We start from the raw sequence: 20,628 nt of genomic DNA, 5'->3' as shown, positions 1-20,628 counted from the left end.
AATGGTTGAACTCGAGGATCTCCCAAATGTAGGGTCTAAAACAGCTCAAAAGCTTAGAGAAGCAGGATTTGGGGACATGATGCGTCTCGCAACAGCCACTGCTAAGGAGTTATCAGTTAAAGCAGATATAGGTGAAGGAGTGGCTGAGAAGATAATAGAAGCGGCTAGAAAAGCCGAAAAAATAGATTTCGAAACAGCGCTTGATGTGATGGAAAGGCGTAAAGACGTTGGAAGGATAACCACCGGCAGCAAGGCACTAGACGAGCTTATAGGTGGTGGAATAGAAACACAAGCCATAACAGAGGTTTTCGGGGAATATGGGTCTGGTAAGAGCCAATTAGCCCACGAACTTGTTGTTACAGTCCAACTACCCGAGGATAGGGGTGGGTTAAATGGTGAAGCAGTATTCATAGACACAGAGAACACATTCAGACCAGAAAGGATCGAACAAATAGCTAACGCTTTCGAACTTAACATCGAAGAGGTTATGGAAAGAATATACATTGCAAGGGCTTTTAATTCAAGTCATCAAATACTCATGGCCGAGAAAGTGAATGAGTTAATCCAGGAGGGTAAAGATATAAGACTTGTCATAGTGGATTCGCTTACATCCCATTTCAGGGCAGAATATGTGGGGAGAGAATCCCTTGCAACGAGACAACAAAAGTTAAACCAGCACTTGCATACTTTACAGAACATTGCTAACACTTACAATGCAGCCATTTTCGTAACTAACCAAGTCCAAGCACGTCCTGATGCTTTCTTCGGGAGCCCAACAAAGGCAATAGGGGGGCATGTGCTTGGACACGCAGCAACTTACCGCATATGGTTGAAGAAAGGTTTAGCTGGTAAGAGGATAGCGAGATTAGTTGACAGCCCACACCTACCAGAAGGTGAATGCGTCTTTAAAATAACTAATGATGGTATAGTAGATTAGAACATTCTCATGTTCCTTTTTTGCGAAGCATATATGGGGTAATTTATTGATTATTGTGGTAATTTATGAATTCCTTTGAGACCGTACTTTCAATAGTCTTGATGGTTTTAATCGGTTATATCACGAAAACTTTAGGTGTTCTCAGGGAAGAAGATGCTTATTCTCTGAATAAGGTGGTTGTGAATATTGCTATACCATCTTTGATCTTTAGCTCGATTTATAATTCGAAGATTTCAACTATCATAACCCTTTTAAAGATGCCTCTTATATCTATGATAGTTAGCCTTTTAATTGGGATAATGGTGTTTTCATGGACTAGAATAGCATGTTATGATAATAGACGGGCTTGGAGCATAATATTACCAGCTGCCATGGTCAATTCTGGTTTCATGGGCTATCCAGTAATCTTGGGAGTTTTTGGAGTTTCTGGTCTTTTAAGGGCGATATTATATGATATGGGATCAGTATTCGTATTTTTAACCATGGGTGTTCTGTTATCTTTCATCTTTGGTAATAATTATAAAAGGATTTTGAAAAGGACAATCTTCTTCCCTCCCCTTTGGGGTCTTTTCCTGGGGATAGCATTTAATGCCTTTAATTTACCTCTTGGGCTCATATCCTATATTATAGATTACCTTTCAAAGGCAGCCATACCCCTTATAATGGTCTCATTGGGTTTATCATTAGACTTTAAAGTTATAAAGTCTTCTTTAAAGGATGCTGTGATAGTAAGCACTTTTAGACTTTTAATATCACCACTTTTAGCTGTTCTAATTGTAATGTTATTTCTATTTTCGGGTTTGGAAAAATCTGTTGCAATTATAGAAGCTGCTATGCCATCTGCCATGCTTAGCATGGTCTTATCCATCGAAAACGACCTTGATATTAACTTAACCGCTGCTTGCGTATTTATGAGCACAACACTCAGTCTAATAAGCCTACCATTGATAATAGCCATTATCGGATGAAAAACACTTCCGATTCTAATCAAAACCCCCCTCTTAAAAAATATGATTTTCGATCCAAAAGCCCATATGTTCCTTTTTAGCACCCTTTTCAGACTACAATAAAAGGAACACAAGCTACGGTTATCATATATAAAGTTTACTTAAATACACTAATAGAAACTTTTATTTATTACTGTGATAGAGTTTACATCATCTTATAGTTATATCTAGATTTTAGTAGAAAGGTGGTTTAATTGGCAGAAGAAAAAAAGGAAGAAATGGAAGAACCACGAATTGGCGTCTACGTTTGCCACTGTGGGGTGAACATAGCAGGAGTAGCTGACATTGACGAAATAAGAGATTATGCAGCAACCCTCCCCAACGTAGTCGTAGCCAGAGACTACAAATACTACTGCTCAGACCCAGGACAATTAGAAATACAACAAGACATAAAAGAGCTAGGACTGAACAGGGTCATAGTTGCCGCATGCTCACCCAGACTCCACGAACCCACATTCAGAAGATGCGTTGAAGAAGCAGGCCTCAATCCATTCCTATTTGAATTCGCGAACATAAGGGAACAGAACACATGGGTTCACATGAACGAACCAGAAGCAGCAACAGAAAAAGCTAAAGACTTAGTAAGGATGGCAGTCGCCAAGGCAAGGCTATTAGAACCACTAGAAACTTCAAAAGTCAGTGTTGAAGACAAAGCACTGGTCATAGGAGGGGGAGTAGCAGGTATACAAGCAGCCCTAGACCTGGCTGATATGGGATTCAAAACATACCTTGTCGAGAAAAGACCAAGTATTGGAGGTCGAATGGCTCAACTAGACAAGACATTCCCAACCCTGGACTGTTCAATGTGTATCCTTTCACCGAAGATGGTGGACGTAGGTAAACACGAAAACATAGAACTCATTACCTACGCAGAAGTCAAACAAGTGGACGGTTACATTGGAAACTTCAAAGTAACAGTCGAAAAGAAACCAAGATACATTATTGAAGAAGAGTGTGTAGGCTGCGGTACATGCGTAGAAGTATGCCCAATCGAAATGCCAAACTATTTCGACGAAGGCATTGGAATGACCAAAGCCGTCTACATACCATTCCCACAGGCAGTTCCATTATGCGCCACCATAAACAAAGACTACTGTATAGAATGTAACTTATGTGACGAAGTCTGCGAAAGAGGCGCTGTAAACCACGACCAAGAACCAGAAGAAATAGAACTAGAAGTAGGTACAATCATAGTAGCAACAGGCTACGACCCATATGACCCAACAGAAAAACTAGAATACGGATACGGCAAATACACCAATGTAATAACTGGTATAGAACTCGAAAGGCTGATCAATGCGTCCGGGCCTACAGAGGGTAAGGTACTCAAACCATCAGATGGTAAAAAACCAAAGAGGATTGCCTTCTTACACTGCGTGGGTTCCAGGGACGAACAAATCGGAAAACCATACTGTTCAAGAGTCTGCTGCATGTACATCATGAAAAACGCCCAACTAATAAAAGACAAAGCCCCAGAAACAGAAATAACATGCTACTACATGGACATCCGAGCATTTGGTAAAGGATTCGAAGAATTCTACAAACGATCACAAGAACAATATGGTATAAAATTCATCAGAGGAAGAGCAGCCGAGATAATAGAAAACCCAGACCTCACATTAACAGTAAGGGCAGAGGACACCCTCCTCGGCAAGACAACAGAATACACATATGACATGGTCGTCCTAGGCGTCGGATTAACACCACCAGAAGGAATAGAGGACCTTAGAAAGACTATAGGATTATCAAAGTCTGCTGACGGCTTCCTAATGGAAGCACACCCAAAACTCAGACCTGTTGACACCTTAACAGACGGAGTATACCTAGCAGGCGTATCACAAGGTCCAAAGGACATACCAGACTCAGTAGCACAATCTTCAGGTGCAGCGGCCCGAGCAGCCATACCAATGGTCAAAGGAGAAGTGGAAATCGAACCAATAGTTGCTGTCACAGACCTTGACATATGCGGTGGATGCCAAGTATGCGTAGAATTATGCCCATTCGGTGCCATTGAAATAAAAGACGACCAAGCAAATGTAAATGTTGCCTTGTGTAAAGGCTGCGGAACATGTGTAGCCGCATGCCCATCAGGTGCAATGGATCAACAACACTTCAGAACAAAGCAGATAATGGCACAAATCGAAGCAGCATTCAGAGAACCGGCAAAATAAACCCCCCCAACACAATTAATTTTTTTATGGGGGTTCACTAATTTGAATAAAGAAACTGCAGAAAAACTTACAAGACTATTAAACTTAGAAAAGGAACCAGTCGCAATCGCATGGTCAGTGAAAGAACCAGAGGACATACCCAGAGAAAAAGGAAAATCTCGTTTTTGTGAAAAAATAGATAAAGCACTTGAAGGGGAAGTCTTCTATTCAACAGCTAGCGAGGAAGAATGCTTTGGAGGCGCGAGATACTCTGGCATGAAAGACCCCAAAGAATTCCCAAAGAAGATGAGAACAGGAGCATTCTTAGTCGCCATGGGGATCCATGATAGTATACAATCAGTCCAGAGGTCATGGCAAAAAAACAAGGCAATAGAACCAGGAATATTTTCAAGCATATTATTCGCACCACTATCCAAGGCAAAATTCACACCAGATGTAATAGTCATCATATGTAATGGTAAACAAGCAATGGAATTATTACACGCCAATGCATATGATAGTATTTCAGATGCGCTCGGTGCTGATGTCGGCCCCATCTGCAGTACAATGGGTGCTTGTCCATACCTTACAGGACAAGTAACATATGGTTTTGCAGATGTTGGTTCAAGAAGGCATATGAAAAACCTCAAAGACGAGGATGTGATGGTCAGCATACCATATCAGCACGTTAATAGGATTGTCCATAATCTAGAAGAAATGAAAAAGGCTTAGAGGATAAAACCCCCCATCACACAATTTTTTTTAGATTTTTTTAAGTTGGCATTTTAGATTTTAAACATTTTAAGGTAACCATAGGGAATTTTTTTATAATAGAAGTTCCACAAGGGAATGATACAATACTATAAAAACCTAGATTATAATAGTGTATGAGCATAATGCGGGTTAATAAAATTTTTTGGTATAAACTGAGGGAGATGAGCCGATGGTAAGTAATCGGATTTACGCTGAAAAGATCAGGAATTTCATGAAAGACCATAATGAATGGATGGAAAATAGCATCAATTTAATTGCTAGTGAAAATATTACAAGTTCGCGGGTTAAAGAGGCCTTAACTTCTGACCTCTCCCATAGATATGCGGAAGGTCTACCAGGTAAACGATTCTATGAGGGTTGCTATTATATAGACAAAATCGAAGAATTGGCAATAGATTTATGTAAAAAACTTTTCAATGCAGAGCATGCAAATGTACAACCCACATCTGGTGTTGTGGCGAACCTCGCATCATTCTTTGCACTTACAAATGTAGGGGACACCATAATGGCATTGGAAATCCCCTATGGGGGCCATTTATCCCATGCAAGTGTGAGTGCGGCTGGTGTGAGGGGATTAAAGATCCAAGCCCACCCATTTGATGTGGATAGGATGAACATCGACCCCGAGAATATGAAAAAGAAGATAATAGAATTAAAACCCAAACTGATACTTTTAGGTGGGAGTCTTTTCTTGTTCCCACATCCTGTGGAAGAAGCAAGGGAAGCTGCCGATGAAGTGGGCGCCAGCATAATGTATGATGGAGCCCACGTACTAGGTTTGATCGCTGGTAAATGTTTCCAAGACCCTTTAAAGGAGGGAGCTGATGTTCTAGTAGGCAGCACCCATAAAACATTCCCAGGACCGCAAGGTGGCATAATTCTATGTGGTCAAGAACTGGCAGAGAAAATAGATGAGGCCGTATTCCCTGGGCTGGTCAGTAACCATCACTTGCATCATGTGGCGGGTCTTGGGATCACTGCAGCTGAAATGTTAGAGTTTGGGGAGGCCTATGCAAGGGACACCATAAGGAATGCTAAGAAACTCGCCGAAAACCTCTATGAATTAGGTTTTAATGTTTTATGTGAAGATCTTGGATTTACGGAATCCCATCAGCTTGTAATGGATGTTTCAAATATTGGTAGGGCTGTGGAGATTGCTAAAAGACTTGAAGATAACAATATTATATTAAACAAGAATTTACTCCCATGGGATGATGTTAACAGGTCAAATGATCCCTCGGGTATACGTATAGGCACCCAGGAGGTTACTAGGCGTGGCATGAAAGAGTCAGAAATGGGTGAAATAGCAGAATATATAAAAAGGGCGGTTATAGATAAAAAGGATGTGAAAGAGGAAGTTTCAGAGTTCATGTCCGAGTATACGAGAGTTCATTATGCATTCGAAGAATCAGAAGCCTATAAGTATCTAGACATCATCTGAAAGGGACGGATCTAGAATGAGAATAGCGTGGGCATTCACAGGAGCTGGACACCTACTCCTTGAAAGCGTTGAAGAACTCGAAAAACTTGCAAGGGAGCATAAAGTCACAATAATGGTTTCAAGGGCTGCTGAAGAAGTACTAAAAATGTATGGCCTTTTCGAACGTGTTAAAAAATTAGAAGGAGGATACTATAGAGAACTAGTATTAGAAAGGGATGAAGGTTTCAGTTTCCCGATAACTGGAAGATTATCTCTTGGCCGTTATGATCTACTTATAGTATCGCCTGCAACTGCAAATACAGTGGCCAAGATAGTTCATGGGATAGCAGACACCCTCGTCACGAATGCGGTTGCACAAGCCGGTAAAGGCAAAGTCAAGACAATAATACTCCCAGTGGATTTAGAAGAAGGTGAAGTCGAGACTGTGATACCCTCCAAGTTAGAGTTGAGTATTTGCAAGAGGTGTGAAACATGTAATGCCGCTGCAGCTTGCCCGCAAGATGCGATAATACCTGGGGTGGAAATACAACTTCTGAAATGCATAGGTTGTGGTAATTGTCAAAAGGCTTGTCCATATGGGGCTGTATCCGGTGGGAGCATCATAACCCTTCATATGAGGAGTATAGACGTGAATAATACCAGGCGCCTTGAAAAGATAGATGGCATCCAAGTCATCAGAGAACCAAAAGAGTTTTGGGATCATTTATAGAAATTCGATAGTATCCCCTATACTTGTCCCGGAATCTTCTATAATCCCTTTTGGAAATTCTATTATATACCTAGCTGGTTTCTTGGGTATGTATATCTGCCATGGTTTTAGGGTGGCCAAGTCCACAACCCTTTTCTCTGAATCTAGGAATATGACATCTAATGGTATTCTCATAAAGAACATGTGAATACTCGAACCCCCACGCCCCCTCCCCTCTGGCATTTCTAGCAATAAACCCTTTTTTATATTTTTTTTGAACATTAGACCTTTGAATCTTGAAATGAATGTATTCGCAATTTTCACATTACCCAGGCATTCGTTTCTGGTCTTGTTGAAGACTTTCATCGAGTCACCTTAACTTGCTGGAAGATTATAATATTATTTATATTATCAGTTCAAAAAATCATATCTATCATAGTGATTATTTTCATAGACTTGGGAGGTTACTATTGTGAGAAACATAATTGTAGAACCGCTTAAACAGCCATCAATCGAAGAGCAAAAAATAGAAATAGTAGAAAGGAAGGGTATAGGGCACCCTGATAGTATAAGTGATGGTATAGCAGAGTCTGTTAGCAGAGCTCTTTGCAATGCTTATCTCGAACATTTTGGGACTATAATGCACCATAACACTGATGAGGTTCAGATAACAGCAGGAGAGTCCGCGCCAAAGTTTGGTGGCGGTGAAGTATTAAGACCAATAAACATACTATTAACCGGCCGGGGCATTTCAGAAGTTGACAATGAAAAAATAGGGATAGACCGTATAGCAATAGGAGCCGCTAAAGAATACCTAAAAGAGAATATAAGAAACCTTGATGTTGAAACATGCACTGTAGTAGAATGCAAGATAGGCCACGGGTCCGGAGAACTAAGGGATGTGTTCGCAAGAAGGGACAGCGCCCCATTATCCAATGACACATCATTTGGGGTTGGATTCGCCCCATTTTCAGAAACAGAGACCATAGTACTTGAAACTGAAAAGCTGCTAAACTCTAAAAAATTCAAGAAAAAATATCCAGCGGTCGGTGAAGACGTGAAAGTCATGGGTTTAAGGGAAGAGGATAAAATAACCCTAACAGTCGCAGCTGCCATGATTGACAAATACATAACAGACCTTGAAGAGTACATAGAAGTTAAAAACATCCTCGAAGAGGAAATCCTAAATCTTACCAGAAAATACACCGACAGAAACGTTGAAATATTCATAAACACGGCTGACAGATACGATGAAGAAAAACCTTCAGTTTATATAACGGTTACAGGAACATCAGCTGAGATGGGAGATGACGGTTCAGCAGGGCGCGGTAACAGAGCTAACGGGCTTATAACACCTAACAGGCCAATGTCACTGGAGGCCACTTCTGGTAAAAACCCAATAAACCATGTGGGTAAAATATACAACCTATTAGCTAACCAAATGGCATCGGATATCATAAAAGAAGTGGAAGGTGTTAAACAAGTCCATATAATGATCCTAAGCCAGATAGGTAAACCAATCAACCAACCCAAAACAGCAACCTCTCAGATACTGCTCGAAGAAGGCTACAAGATAGAAGACGTTAAAGGGGATATTTCAAGGATAATGGACGAATGGCTCGACAATATAGGGGACATAACAGAGATGCTAATAAAAGGGAAACTTAAGACATTCTAATTCTTCACAACCCCCCCAAAGAGATGGGAGAGTTATCATGCCAATCCAAGAGGCTGAAAAAACATATCAACCACACCGTATCGAAGAAAAAGTCCAAGACTTCTGGGAAGAAAGGGACATCTACGAGCGAATTAAAAGACTCAGAAAGGATAAACCAAGATATTCATTCTTAGATGGTCCACCATATTGCAGTGGCCGGATACACCTTGGAACAGCATGGAATAAGATTATAAAGGATGCATACCTCAGGTTCAAGAGCATGAACGGATTCAATGTTAGAAGACAAGCTGGTTGGGATGCTCACGGCCTTCCAATCGAACATAAAGTAGAAGGGCTCCTCGGCATAAAAAGTAAAAAGGAGATAGAGAAAATAGGAATAGAAAAATTCGTGGAAAAGTGTAGAGAATTCGCCACTAAAAACAAGGAAATAATGACGGGGCAATTCAAAAGACTAGGGGTTTGGATGGACTGGGAAAAACCCTATATCACTTTTGACCCCAATTACATGGAATCCTGTTGGTGGACCCTAAAACAAGCACATAAAAAGAACCTGCTCATAAATGATCTAAGAGTTATAACATGGTGCCCGCGTTGTGAAACGGCTTTAGCACTGGCTGAAATAGACTATCATGAAAAGGAAGACCCTTCAATATACGTGAAATTCCCATTAGAAGAAGAGAATCATTACATCTTAGTATGGACAACAACACCATGGACACTTCCAGCCAACATGGCAGTAACAGTCCACCCTGATTTTGATTATATTTATGCAAAAACCGGTAAAGAAACATACCTTTTAGCAGAGTCCCTAGCAGACACCATACTAGAAGATTACAAGATAATAAGAAGAGTTAAAGGGAGTGAACTTGAAGGATTAAAATATGAGCATCCCCTCAGGGAAGAAGTACCCTATCATAAGAATTTTGAACATCATATCATAGTAGGAGAACATGTAACACTTACAGAGGGGACAGGATGCGTGCACACAGCCCCAGGTCATGGACCAGAGGACTTTGAAATTGGTAAAAAGTATGGGCTGCCAATATTTTGTCCGGTAGATGAAGCTGGGAGATTCAAAGAAGAAGCAGGCAAATACAAGGGCCAATTTGTAAAGGATGCCGATCCATCAATTATCCAAGACCTCAAATCAAAGGATCTACTATTCAAAGCAGGCACCATAAGGCACCGTTACGGTTTCTGCTGGAGGTGTAAGACGCCAATAATATATCTTGCAACCCAACAATGGTTCCTGAAAATCACAGAAATAAAAAATAAAATGTTAGATGAAATCGAAAAAGTTGAATGGATTCCAAGTTGGGCTGGTGAGAGCAGATTCCGCAACTGGATCGAAAACGCGAAAGATTGGACAATCTCAAGGCAAAGGTATTGGGGGATACCATTACCCATTTGGATATGTGAAAAATGTGATAAAATCAAGGTTATAGGATCCATCAAGGAACTTAAAGAAAACATGATCCAAGGAGAGCTCAAAGGCGACTTCATACACAGACCCCACGTGGACAGAATAATCTTGAAATGCGAATGCGGTTCCAAGATGAAAAGAACACCAGATGTATTAGACGTTTGGATCGATTCCGGAGTTGCTGGTTGGGCGTCACTCTACTACCCAAAGGAAAAAAGCTTATTCAATAAATGGTTCCCTTATGATTTCATAACAGAAGGTCATGATCAGACAAGGGGTTGGTTCTATTCACAGCTTGGCTGTGGAGTCATAGCACTCGACCAAGTACCATACAAGAAAGTCCTCATGCACGGTTTCACCCTCGATGAGGAAGGCCGGAAGATGAGCAAATCCCTTGGGAACGTGGTCGAACCTGAAGAAGTCATCGAAAAATATGGCGTTGATGTCCTCAGATTTTACCTCCTATGGGCTAATAAGCCATGGGAAGATCTTAAATTTGTATGGGAAGAACTTAAAAATATTAATAAGATGTTTAACATTCTCTGGAACGTTTACGTCTTTGCAACCACTTATATGGTTTTAGACAGCTTCAACCCTTATGAGCATGATGAAAGAGAATTCAAATTCAGGCCAGAGGATCGGTGGATACTATCGAGAGTAAATTCAGTAGCCGATAAAGTGACAAACGCGCTTGAGAGACTCTTATTCCATAAAGCCACACGAGAATTGCACGATTTTATAGTCGAGGATCTTAGCAGATGGTATGTTAGACTTATACGTAGCAGGACATGGATCGAAAAAGAAGACCCAGATAAGATCGCAGCATATTATACCCTCTATAATGTCCTTAAAACCCTAATAATTATAATGGCACCTATAACGCCCCACTTGACAGAGGACATTTACCAGAATCTAGTAAGGGGTGCTGATCCAAACGTACCTGAGAGTATACACATGCTAGACTGGGAATACAGTCCAGAACTCATAGATGAGGACCTTGAGGAGAAAATGGATGTTGTGAGGGATGTTATTGAAGCATGTGCACGTGCAAGGGACAAGGCAAAGTACAAGCTCAGATGGCCAGTTAAGAACATAACAGTAGTATCCGAGGACGAAAGGATACTCAGGGCTGTGGAATCACTTAGGGACGTTGTTATCGAACAGGCGAACACCAAGGAGTTAGATGTGACTTTAGAGTTTGAGCGGATGAAAATACACGCCAAACCCAACCCAAAAACCCTAGGACCGCGCCTTAGAAGCGACATGCCCTTAGCAATGAAAAAACTTCAAGAAGAAGACGGCTCTGTTATAAAATCCATCTTAGAAAGTGAAGGAGTATACACATTAAATATCAAGGGCAAGGAGATACAATTGGGCGAGGAAGATATCATATTCGAGACAGAATTGCCAGAAGATATAGTGACAGCCAAATTCAATGGTGGGAGTGTATTCGTAGATACAAAATTAACCGATGAAATATTAAGTGAAGCCATGGCAAGGGAACTCATACGCCGAATCCAGGACATGCGAAAAGATCTAGACCTTGATGTTGAAGCACACATTAAAGTCGATGTGAACTGTAGCAGCAAATTCAAAAACCTTGTAAAACCCCACAAAGAGTTCATCAAAAATGAAGTGAGAGCAGAAACACTATCATTTAAAGGAAAAAAGATAGGATACACTAAAAATTGGAATATATCAGATGAAAAACTTACCATATCAATCTCCAAATTATAAACCGGTGTTAAAATGGTTTTAACTGATGAAGAAATTGAATTCATAAAAAAAGAGCTTGGTAGAGAACCCAATCCACTCGAATATGGGATGCTCGATGTCATGTTCTCAGAACACTGCTCATATAAAAGCAGCAGACCCATACTCAAACTATTCCCCACAGAAGGAGAAAAAGTCATAATAGGGCCAGGAGACGATGCAGGAGTCGTGGAAGTAACACCAGAACTAGCACTAGCAGTCGGAATAGAAAGCCATAATCACCCATCAGCCATAGAACCATATGGGGGTGCCGGCACTGGAATAGGTGGAATACTACGTGATATACTTTCAATGGGGGCCATGCCCATAGCCTTATTAGACTCTTTGCACTTCGGATACCTAGAAGACCAAAAATCAAGATACCTTTTCGAAAATGTCGTGAAAGGAATATCAGATTATGGAAATAGAGTCGGAGTCCCCACCGTAGCAGGTGAAGTTGAATTCGATGAAAACTTCAAATTTAACCCTCTAGTAAATGTCATGTGTGTCGGTCTCGTTAAAAAAGATAAGATAAAAAGGGCCACAGCACCCAACCCAGGTGAAGTATTCCTCTTGATGGGTGGTAGAACGGGCAGAGATGGGATACATGGGGTCACATTCGCATCAGAAGAACTAACAAGCTCATCAGAGATAGAGGACAGGCCAGCAGTCCAAATAGGGGATCCATTCACAAAAAAGATGGTTTTAGAGGCTAGTCTTGAAATAATGGATAAAATAGAAGTTTCAGGAGCTAAAGACCTTGGTGGGGGCGGGCTCACCTGTTGCATTTCAGAAATAGTTGCAAAATCCGATAATGGTGCAATAATAGAATTAGAAAAGATACCATTACGTGAAGAGGGGATGACACCCTATGAGATAATGTTATCAGAATCCCAAGAAAGAATGCTCTTCGTAATAAAACCAGAGAACATAGAAAAAGCCATGAGGATATGTGAAAAATATGAGCTTCCAGCAGCCATAATAGGTAAAGTCACAGATGACAAAAGAATGAAAGTAATAAAAGATGGTGAAGTAATCGCAGATTTACCAGCCAAACTCCTCGCAGATCCGCCAGTTATCATAAGAGAAGCCAGAAGACCAAAATACACCCGGAAAAGTATAAAAGTAGAACATCCACCACTGGAAGAGGCCCTCTTAAAGGTTTTATCTTCGCCTAACATTGCAAGTAAAGAATGGGTTTATCGACAATACGATCATGAAGTCCAAATACGAACCGTGGTCAAACCTGGAGATGATGCAGCGATCCTAAGAATTGATGAAGAAAATGGTATAGCGCTCACAGTAGATTCCAATAGTATACATACAAAACTCGACCCATATCATGGCGGTGCAGGTTCTGTCGCAGAGGCCATAAGAAATGTGGTTTCAATGGGTGCTTGGCCGCTCTGTATAGTGGATTGTCTTAATTTTGGAAATCCTGAAAAACCTACTGTATTCTGGGAATTCAGAGAATGCGTTAAGGGCATGGCGAAGGCTGCAAGAACATTTAATACCCCGGTTATAAGTGGTAATGTAAGTTTTTACAATGAGACAGAAGGAGTTACGGTTAACCCTTCACCAGTGGTTGGGGTTGTGGGATCCCTGAAACTTGAAAATATAAAGACAATGGACTTCAAAGAGGAGAATGACAAGATTATAGTCGTTGGTTCCACAAGAGAGGAACTAGGAGGGTCTGAATATTATAAGAGAGTGCACGGGCTCGTAACAGGAGATCCGCCAATTGTAAAATTTGAGGATGAATTAAAGGCTGCAGAGTCCATCCGTAATATCATAGACAAGTTTGATGATGGTATTACGGCAATACATGATTGTTCTAAAGGTGGATTAGGGGTGGCATTAGCAGAGATGAGCATAAAATCAGGTCTAGGAGCCAAGATCAATACCACGAAAATTCCGAACAGTTGCAAAAATCAACATCAGCTCCTATTTTCAGAATCACATGGTCGATATATTATAACAGTGAAAGAAGAAATAGCCCATGATATAATAGCAAATATAAAAGTACCATCTTCAATTATAGGCAGCGTTGGTGGTGACAATTTCCAGATAAATGACCTTAAACTCCCAGTAGAGAAATTACAGGAGACATATCATGGAGTGATAGAAAAGTACATGTAAATTTTTTGGTGTTTTATTTGAAACATAAGCGAGAAATCCTAAGACAAGCTATACATGCTACTGGTATAATATTCGTAATAATACAGCCTTGGATCGGAGTTAAAAACCTCATTTTACTCGGCATCCTAGCGGCATTCATGGGAGAGATCATACGCCAATACGACCTTAGACACTCCATACCTTTATTTTCATGGCTATTAAGAACCTGCCGAAGAGATACTAATGAAAGAGGATTCATATATTATTTTATAGGCCTAGCACTCACCTATGCCTTTTTTGGGTCGAATATTCCAATTGCAAACGCTGCTATAATCATTCTAACAATTGGTGATGCCGCATCTACCCTCATCGGTAAACTCTATGGCAAACACCCACTACCATACAAGCCCAATAAAACATTTGAAGGTTCCATCGCATTCATATTCATAGGATTCATCGGAGCATTAACACAAGTGAACCCCACAATAGCTCTTATGGGAGCGTTCATAGGATCATTAGTAGAAGCATATACTCCCATAGAAGATAATATCACTATACCCTTACTAGTAGGAATTAGCATGTACATCTTTTTTTATCTAAACTTTATTTAATCAAAATTCCATAAAATATATAAAACCCGGTGCAATAAACTTTAATTGAATTGTTTTTATTCTTTTTTGTGGTGATGGTGTCAAGCGTGGCTAGAGAAACCGACAAGAAAATGATAGAAATTTTAAGGATATTATCCGAACATGAAGAGATCCTCGGAGCGAAAGCAATAGCCAAAGAACTTAAAAAGAAAGGCTACAACCTAGGGGAAAGAGCAGTCAGATATCACATGCGCATACTCGACGAAAAAGGATTCACTAAACGCATAGGATACTCCGGCCGGAAAATAACAAAAAAAGGGTTAAAAGAGATAGAAAAGGGGCTGGTATATGACCAAGTCGATTTCATATTCTCAAAATTCGAAGAAATGATACACAATACAAGCTTCAACCCAAAAACTGGTAAAGGGAAGGTTGTAGTAAACACGTCCACAATACCCCTTGGAGCTTTTCCTCTTATCAAAAAAGCCTTCAAAGAAGGATTATGTGTAAGTCCACATGCAAGATTGGAAAAAAGAAATGGGAATTATAAGATAATGACAGTATGTGGCACCACAATCGATGGTCTACTCCTCAAAGAGGGCATACCCATACTACCAACCTTTGCCGGATTAGTTGAAATAAAAGATTATACACCACAAAGGTTCACAGAACTCATAGCATATAAAAAGACTTCCATGATGCCACTTGAAGCCTTCACAGCAAGCGAGATGACCTCAGTCCTCAATGTAATAAAATATGGGGAAGGGAGGATACCTGCCAATTTCCGTCTCATACCAGAAACAAGCCGCAAAAAAGCCCTAAAATTATTGGATAAACTCCAAAAGATGAACATTGGAGGAGTACTTAAAATAGGCGAAGCTGGGGAAAACCTCTTAGGCATCCCAGTGGATGATGGAATGATCGGGATAGCGATCATAGGAGGTATAACACCCATCTGCGCAGCCCAAGAAGCAGGCTATAATATTAGTATCAAAATGGCCGAGACTCTAATAGAATTTAACAAACTAGATTTGGTCACACGACCCAGAAAATTGTTAAAAAAGCCAAAAACACCCAGTAAAGAAAAAGTTAAAATTTTATTAACCAAGGCATGGAATCTCATACAACAAGTAGATTTTGACCCTGATACACTAACAGGAAAAGTTATAGCCAACATCTCGATTTTAAAAAGAGAAGACCTTGACAGGGCCCTTGATATTATCCAAAGGGTGTGCGAAGAAAAACCAGAATATTCAACATCACCATATTTTAGAATCATGGAATTAGAAGAAGACAAAGTAGGTATAGCTAGCATATGTAGTTTAACAGTTGATGGAGTTCTCATAAACAATGGTATAATGTCAACACCCACCTATAGTGGATTACTCGAGATAAAGGATGACATGCGAAGGTTCGTTGAACTTACAGCATATGATGGATCATCAGTTGAACCCCATGAAATATACATTTCAAAGGGGATGACAAAAGTATATGATCCCCGAAGCGAATCTAATAGGATACTAGCAAGTTTGAGGGAAGTACCCTATATTGCAAGGGAAGAAACCCTAAAGGTGACAGAAAAGCTTAGAGAAGCTGGCTTCAACATTCTCAAAGTTGGTAAAACAAACGAGATACTCTATAATGCCAAGGTTGGAAGATATAAAGTGGGGATCGTCACACCAGGCGGCCTAAACCCCATTGCAGCGGTCAAGGAAAATGGGGTGGACGTGAAGGTCAAAGCCGTTGAATCACTCATGGACATAAATAACTTTTTTACCATCAAAGAAAATATAAAAAATAAGGTGATATAAATGGAAGCCGAAAAAAGATGTGCAACATGCGAGGAACTCTGCCGTTACATAAAAGAGGAAGTAAAACCAGGAGACATTGTAAGATTGTCCCTCGGCAGAGTATATATTCCAGGGAGGGTTATAACAAACAACAATGGTATCATACAAATAAAGATCGACAGTGAAATGATAAAAGGACTTACAACAATTGACGTGGAAAAACTCAAAGATTATCTCATAGAACTAGAACATGAATGTGAAGGTAATGTCTGCATAATAGAGGCAATTGATGAAGAGGAGGGCCAAGAATGAGTCAAACATTCCAAATAATCTCTATAATATTAGCAGGTTTTGTTATTGTATCAATATTATGCCATATGCTCAACAGACACCCCACATAAAAAATAATAAAATAAAGGGAGTTTTATTTAGATGCTTTGATCTCCCTCACCTTTTCTAGGATTTTCTCCACAATTTCTTTATCTGGTAATAGGTCTGTTTCAACGACTTTTCTCATCCTTATAGGCACGCCCTCCATCCTATAAGCTGTGCCCTCTGCTTCAAGACCAACAATAGCTGGTGGGATTATAATATCGGCTAATTCTGTTGTTGGTGTCCTGTGTGGTTCAATGGCTATCACTGGGATCTCGGCCATGTATTCAACAGCCTTCTGTGGGAAATGAGCCCCAGGGTCAGATGCTATAACCATCAATGCATCTGCTTCCCTGTTCTGGAGTAAATCATTCGCACCAGTCTCTCCTGGGTTGTATCTTGGCTCGCCAGCTGAAAAGTCGACACAGTATGGGAACCCACTCTCCCAGGAGGCTACTTGGTTGAATCCTGTAACATTATAGTGGCCTCTCATTGGTATTAGGTTGAATTTACCGAAGTCGTTCAAGTCTTCGGTTAGCATAATGGCTGTGTCAATGTTTCTGTGTTTTCCTCTGCTCTGGGTTAAACCCATACCCCAGAATAGTATCCCGAATTGGGCGTTTTTCATGATTTCAACTGCTTCTTCGATGGTCTCTCTTGGTATTCCCGCCACTTCGTCGTATAGTATTTCATGCCCGAATAGGTATGCTCTCATTGCGTCGATAAGTTCATAGTCTCTGTCAAATTCTACTTGTAAGTGGATGTCTGCAAGTTTTGCGGTGTCTGTTTCCCTAGGATCTACTACGATGACTGTCCTGTCGGGTCTTCCACGTTCCCTGAAGAATCCTCTGGAGAATACATGCCGTGATATGTGTCTTGGGTGGGCATGCATTGGGTTGCATCCCCAATAGACTACAACATCTGCTCTGTTTTTAACTTCCCCAAGGGTACATGTGGGGTATCCTACGTCTTGTAGTGCTAGTACTGAGGGACCATGGCATACAGATGCTGTGTTGTCGATGACTGCTCCTGTTTCCTCAGCTAATTCCATGCCCACTGCATGCGCTTCACATTCAGTGGAGCTCCAACCATATAATAAGGGTCTTTTGGCTTCTGCAAGGATCTTGGCGGCTTTTTCTATTGCTTCGTCATAGGTTACTTCGACTAGTTCTCCATTTTTCCTTATGAGTGGTTTTGTATAACGTGTTGCGCCCTCTGTATGTACAAATTTGTTGTGAGCGATTCTGCAAGCGTTTATAGTACCTACTATTTTATTGTTTTCTACTTTACATATGATGTCGTCACATAGTGTCCCGCAGAAAGGGCAGACAACATTTTTAACATATTCCATTATGATTACCTCCATCTTGGCCTCTTATGGGACTATATGACCGTTACCTCTAACAGCTACGTATACTGTCCCTTTCGCACCTTTAATAGCATGATCTCCTAGGAACTTGTAGAAAGCTCCGGGTATTGTTTGTCCATCTACTTCAATGTCTTTTTCTACGCCTAAGTATTCGAATCCTGGGAGGAATTCGTTGACTATGCCTTTCACTACTATTGTTCCTCCAGCCATTTCGGCTCCAACCCTCGCGATAGCGTTTCCTTCGACTATGATGAGTCCGTTGTTCATGTGTATTCCTGTCATTATGTTCACATCGCCTTTTATGATGATTTTGCCACCGTTCATGTATTCTCCAATCTCGTTGCCAGCGTTTCCATGGACTATTATAGTACCGTCTTGCATGCCTCTCCAATCTCCACGGTATGAGGATCCTACATAGTCTCCAGCATCTCCTAGGATTTCTAGTTCGCCACCCATCATGGTTTGCCCTGCCCATGGTCCGGCGTTTCCTTCAACTGTTATTTTACCGCCTTTCATCTCAGCGCCGACATACATGTTGACATCGCCTTTTATGAGGATTTCACCGGTGCTCATCCCTTCTCCTATCCTTTTTGTCCTGTCAACGTCACCATCAATGATTATTTTGAGCTCTGCAGGATTCTTGGATGATTCGCCAGTTACTTCGAAGAAGTCTGATAATTTGACAGGGGTGTTCCCATGGAGTATTTCGATGTTTTTGATCTCTTCGATAGTCTTACCGGCGAATACGTCAGGTTTTATGTTGGAGGCTTCTAGTGGCACTTCTGGCTGGTCTAGAGGAGTTAATATTATCTCGCTCATAACATCACCCCTTTAACTGGAGCAGACTTTGGCAGATATGCATCTTGTACAGGATAATTCTCTAAGTTTACAGAATAGTATTGTTTGAATTTTCTTTCAACATCGGCTAGGACTTCTTGGTATATGTCTTCTTCTACTTGGGTGTCAACCCAGTATGTTCTTCCATGTTCTCTTGTCTTAACAACGTTACCATCTTTTACTATTATTTCCCCATCTTTTAGGACATAGCTTGCATTTTCGAATGCTTTTTCAATTTCCATGTAATCGTTGGATGGGTCTGTTGTCTCTGGGTTTATATCATATATGGCTATGTCAGCATCTGCACCGACTCCAAGGTGTCCTTTAACATCACTTAATCCGAGGGCTTTTGCTGGTGTGGATCTTGAGACTTGGGCTATTTCATAGAATGTGTATTCTCTATCAATGGTAGCTATACTACTCCTTCTCTGGGCCCAACTGTGCAATTTCTCTTCTATGTATTCCATCCTGTATTTGTTACTCATTAGCCAAGCTTTGATCCTTGGGTATCTGGTGAATGGGCCTGCGTTTGGATGGTCTGTTGTGAGACAAACTTTGTTAGCATCTTTGATTAAGAGGAATAATTCTAGGCCTATTCCCCATTGGACTGATGGGACTGGTGCTCTTGGCACATATAAGAATGGGACTACACCCGCACCGGTTTCGAGTTCGACGTCACAGTTTGCCCATTTGAGGCCGTTTAGTGAGTGTAGGTCGTATTCCATTGGACCGTCTGCTGTCATGGTGGTTGTTTCATCTAGTGTTACTTGTCCGACATCTATGATTAGGTGGTCATGTTTGTTTACATAATCTGCTATTTCGGGGGCTCCTGATTCGAAGTCTCTCCATGTTGTCCCGGCGTAGCTGTGGAATTGTACGTGTGTGGCATATAGTATTGTGTCTCTGCTTCCTACTGCTGGGTTGGGTTTTATGCCCTTAGGGACGTCAAATGATGCTAGTGTTGTCTCGTAGTTGCCTGGGTGTCCGAGGTCGTTACAGTGTAAGTGTATTGAATGTGGCATTCTTAATTTTTCGTTGACTTCTGCGAGTCCTTTTATGATCTCTGCGGGGGTGATGTCGAAGTATGGTGCGGGTTCGTGTATGCCGTGGACGTTTCCACCCCATCCCCATGCTTCTGTACCTGCAGGGTTCACGAGTTTGATGGTGTAACCTTTTGTGGCCTTTAGGAGCCATGATGCGTATGCTGCGCATCTGTCGATATCTCCTTCTTTAAGGTATTCCATTACGAACCAGTTGTTACCGAATAGTGGGTAGGCTGCATGGTCTATTAGGGGTGTGTCATGGAATTCTTCATGTGTGTGTCTTGCTAGTAATGGTGGCATAGCAGCTTCCATTGCAGTGGTGTAGCCCATCTTTGCATAATTGTATCCTGCCATGAAGGTTGATGGGACTGAAAATCCGCTCCCGGCTCTTCCACCTTTAAATTTTGCAGCGGCTTTTTTGCTGTCTTCTGGCCTATAGGTTCTTCCTATGTTGACTTTTGGGCCTGCTATGTGTGCGTGTGGGTCCACGCCCCCTGGCATTACTATTTTGCCTGAAGCGTCGATAACTTTTGCGTTGTCGCTGACGCTTTCAACGATTTTACCGTTTTTGACGCATATGTCCATTTTTTCCCCGTCAATGTCGTTTTGGGGGCAGTAAACAAATCCGTTTTTTATTATAAGCTCCATTTTTATCCTCC

Annotated in this window: 16 protein-coding genes; 12 read left to right on the top strand and 4 right to left on the bottom strand. The window is 41.1% G+C overall.

Translation table 11 applies throughout. The features are described from left to right. Position 1 precedes the first annotated feature (1 nt). The 6 genes from radA (at position 2) to QFX38_05475 (ending at position 7,018) form a co-directional block, all read left to right on the top strand. On the top strand, positions 2 to 937 hold the full coding sequence (gene radA, locus QFX38_05500) for a DNA repair and recombination protein RadA (protein ID MDI9624321.1): 936 nt from the start codon (positions 2 to 4) through the stop codon (positions 935 to 937). Positions 938 to 1,002: 65 nt separating this feature from the next. Beyond that, positions 1,003 to 1,905, top strand: coding sequence for an AEC family transporter (locus QFX38_05495; protein ID MDI9624320.1), 903 nt, complete (start codon positions 1,003 to 1,005; stop codon positions 1,903 to 1,905). A 233-nt stretch (positions 1,906 to 2,138) separates the two neighbouring features. Beyond that, complete coding sequence (locus QFX38_05490) at positions 2,139 to 4,115, top strand: CoB--CoM heterodisulfide reductase iron-sulfur subunit A family protein (protein MDI9624319.1); 1,977 nt, start codon at positions 2,139 to 2,141, stop codon at positions 4,113 to 4,115. Positions 4,116 to 4,157: 42 nt separating this feature from the next. Continuing rightward, a complete protein-coding gene (locus QFX38_05485; GenBank protein MDI9624318.1) occupies positions 4,158 to 4,826 on the top strand; it encodes a DUF169 domain-containing protein in 669 nt (222 codons plus the stop codon). Between the two features lie 211 nt (positions 4,827 to 5,037). Next, positions 5,038 to 6,309, top strand: coding sequence for a serine hydroxymethyltransferase (glyA, locus tag QFX38_05480; GenBank protein ID MDI9624317.1), 1,272 nt, complete (start codon positions 5,038 to 5,040; stop codon positions 6,307 to 6,309). 16 nt (positions 6,310 to 6,325) lie between these two features. Beyond that, on the top strand, positions 6,326 to 7,018 hold the full coding sequence (locus QFX38_05475; protein MDI9624316.1) for a dihydromethanopterin reductase (acceptor): 693 nt from the start codon (positions 6,326 to 6,328) through the stop codon (positions 7,016 to 7,018). Here QFX38_05475 and QFX38_05470 read toward each other — a convergent pair. Next, a complete protein-coding gene (locus QFX38_05470; protein MDI9624315.1) occupies positions 7,013 to 7,363 on the bottom strand; it encodes a DUF192 domain-containing protein in 351 nt (116 codons plus the stop codon). The genes QFX38_05475 and QFX38_05470 overlap by 6 nt on opposite strands. A gap of 106 nt (positions 7,364 to 7,469) precedes the next feature. Between QFX38_05470 and QFX38_05465 the strand changes: the two genes are divergently transcribed. The 6 genes from QFX38_05465 to QFX38_05440 all read left to right on the top strand — a co-directional run bounded on the left by QFX38_05465 (position 7,470) and on the right by QFX38_05440 (position 16,660). Beyond that, positions 7,470 to 8,675: a methionine adenosyltransferase gene (locus tag QFX38_05465; protein MDI9624314.1), complete on the top strand. Its 1,206-nt coding sequence runs from the start codon at positions 7,470 to 7,472 to the stop codon at positions 8,673 to 8,675. 37 nt (positions 8,676 to 8,712) lie between these two features. Next, a complete protein-coding gene (gene ileS / locus QFX38_05460; protein MDI9624313.1) occupies positions 8,713 to 11,835 on the top strand; it encodes an isoleucine--tRNA ligase in 3,123 nt (1,040 codons plus the stop codon). A 12-nt stretch (positions 11,836 to 11,847) separates the two neighbouring features. Next, positions 11,848 to 13,989, top strand: a complete 2,142-nt coding sequence (gene purL, locus QFX38_05455) for a phosphoribosylformylglycinamidine synthase subunit PurL (GenBank protein ID MDI9624312.1) — start codon at positions 11,848 to 11,850, stop codon at positions 13,987 to 13,989. 17 nt (positions 13,990 to 14,006) lie between these two features. Continuing rightward, positions 14,007 to 14,579, top strand: a complete 573-nt coding sequence (locus QFX38_05450) for a phosphatidate cytidylyltransferase (GenBank protein MDI9624311.1) — start codon at positions 14,007 to 14,009, stop codon at positions 14,577 to 14,579. Between the two features lie 74 nt (positions 14,580 to 14,653). Next, the gene (locus QFX38_05445) at positions 14,654 to 16,369 is read left to right on the top strand and encodes an NrpR regulatory domain-containing protein (protein MDI9624310.1); all 1,716 of its coding nucleotides are present in this window, start codon (positions 14,654 to 14,656) and stop codon (positions 16,367 to 16,369) included. Next, entirely contained in the window at positions 16,370 to 16,660 is a 291-nt protein-coding gene (locus tag QFX38_05440; protein ID MDI9624309.1) for a DUF2097 domain-containing protein, read from the top strand. A 112-nt stretch (positions 16,661 to 16,772) separates the two neighbouring features. On the opposite strand, the gene QFX38_05435 is transcribed toward QFX38_05440, so the two are convergent. Genes QFX38_05435 through QFX38_05425 form a run of 3 tightly spaced genes read right to left on the bottom strand, consistent with a single transcriptional unit; the run spans position 16,773 to position 20,617 of the window. Beyond that, positions 16,773 to 18,074, bottom strand: a complete 1,302-nt coding sequence (locus QFX38_05435) for a formylmethanofuran dehydrogenase subunit B (GenBank protein MDI9624308.1) — start codon at positions 18,072 to 18,074, stop codon at positions 16,773 to 16,775. Between the two features lie 21 nt (positions 18,075 to 18,095). Then, complete coding sequence (locus QFX38_05430) at positions 18,096 to 18,908, bottom strand: formylmethanofuran dehydrogenase subunit C (GenBank protein ID MDI9624307.1); 813 nt, start codon at positions 18,906 to 18,908, stop codon at positions 18,096 to 18,098. After that, positions 18,905 to 20,617, bottom strand: coding sequence for a formylmethanofuran dehydrogenase subunit A (locus QFX38_05425; protein ID MDI9624306.1), 1,713 nt, complete (start codon positions 20,615 to 20,617; stop codon positions 18,905 to 18,907). Before QFX38_05425 ends, QFX38_05430 begins: the two co-directional genes overlap by 4 nt. Positions 20,618 to 20,628: the final 11 nt, after the last annotated feature.

The organism is Methanothermobacter sp., assembly GCA_030055615.1.
GTDB lineage: Archaea > Methanobacteriota > Methanobacteria > Methanobacteriales > DSM-23052 > Methanothermobacter_A.
The sequence above is the reverse complement of the archived record's forward strand: the minus strand, read 5'-3'. Positions and strand labels throughout refer to the sequence as shown.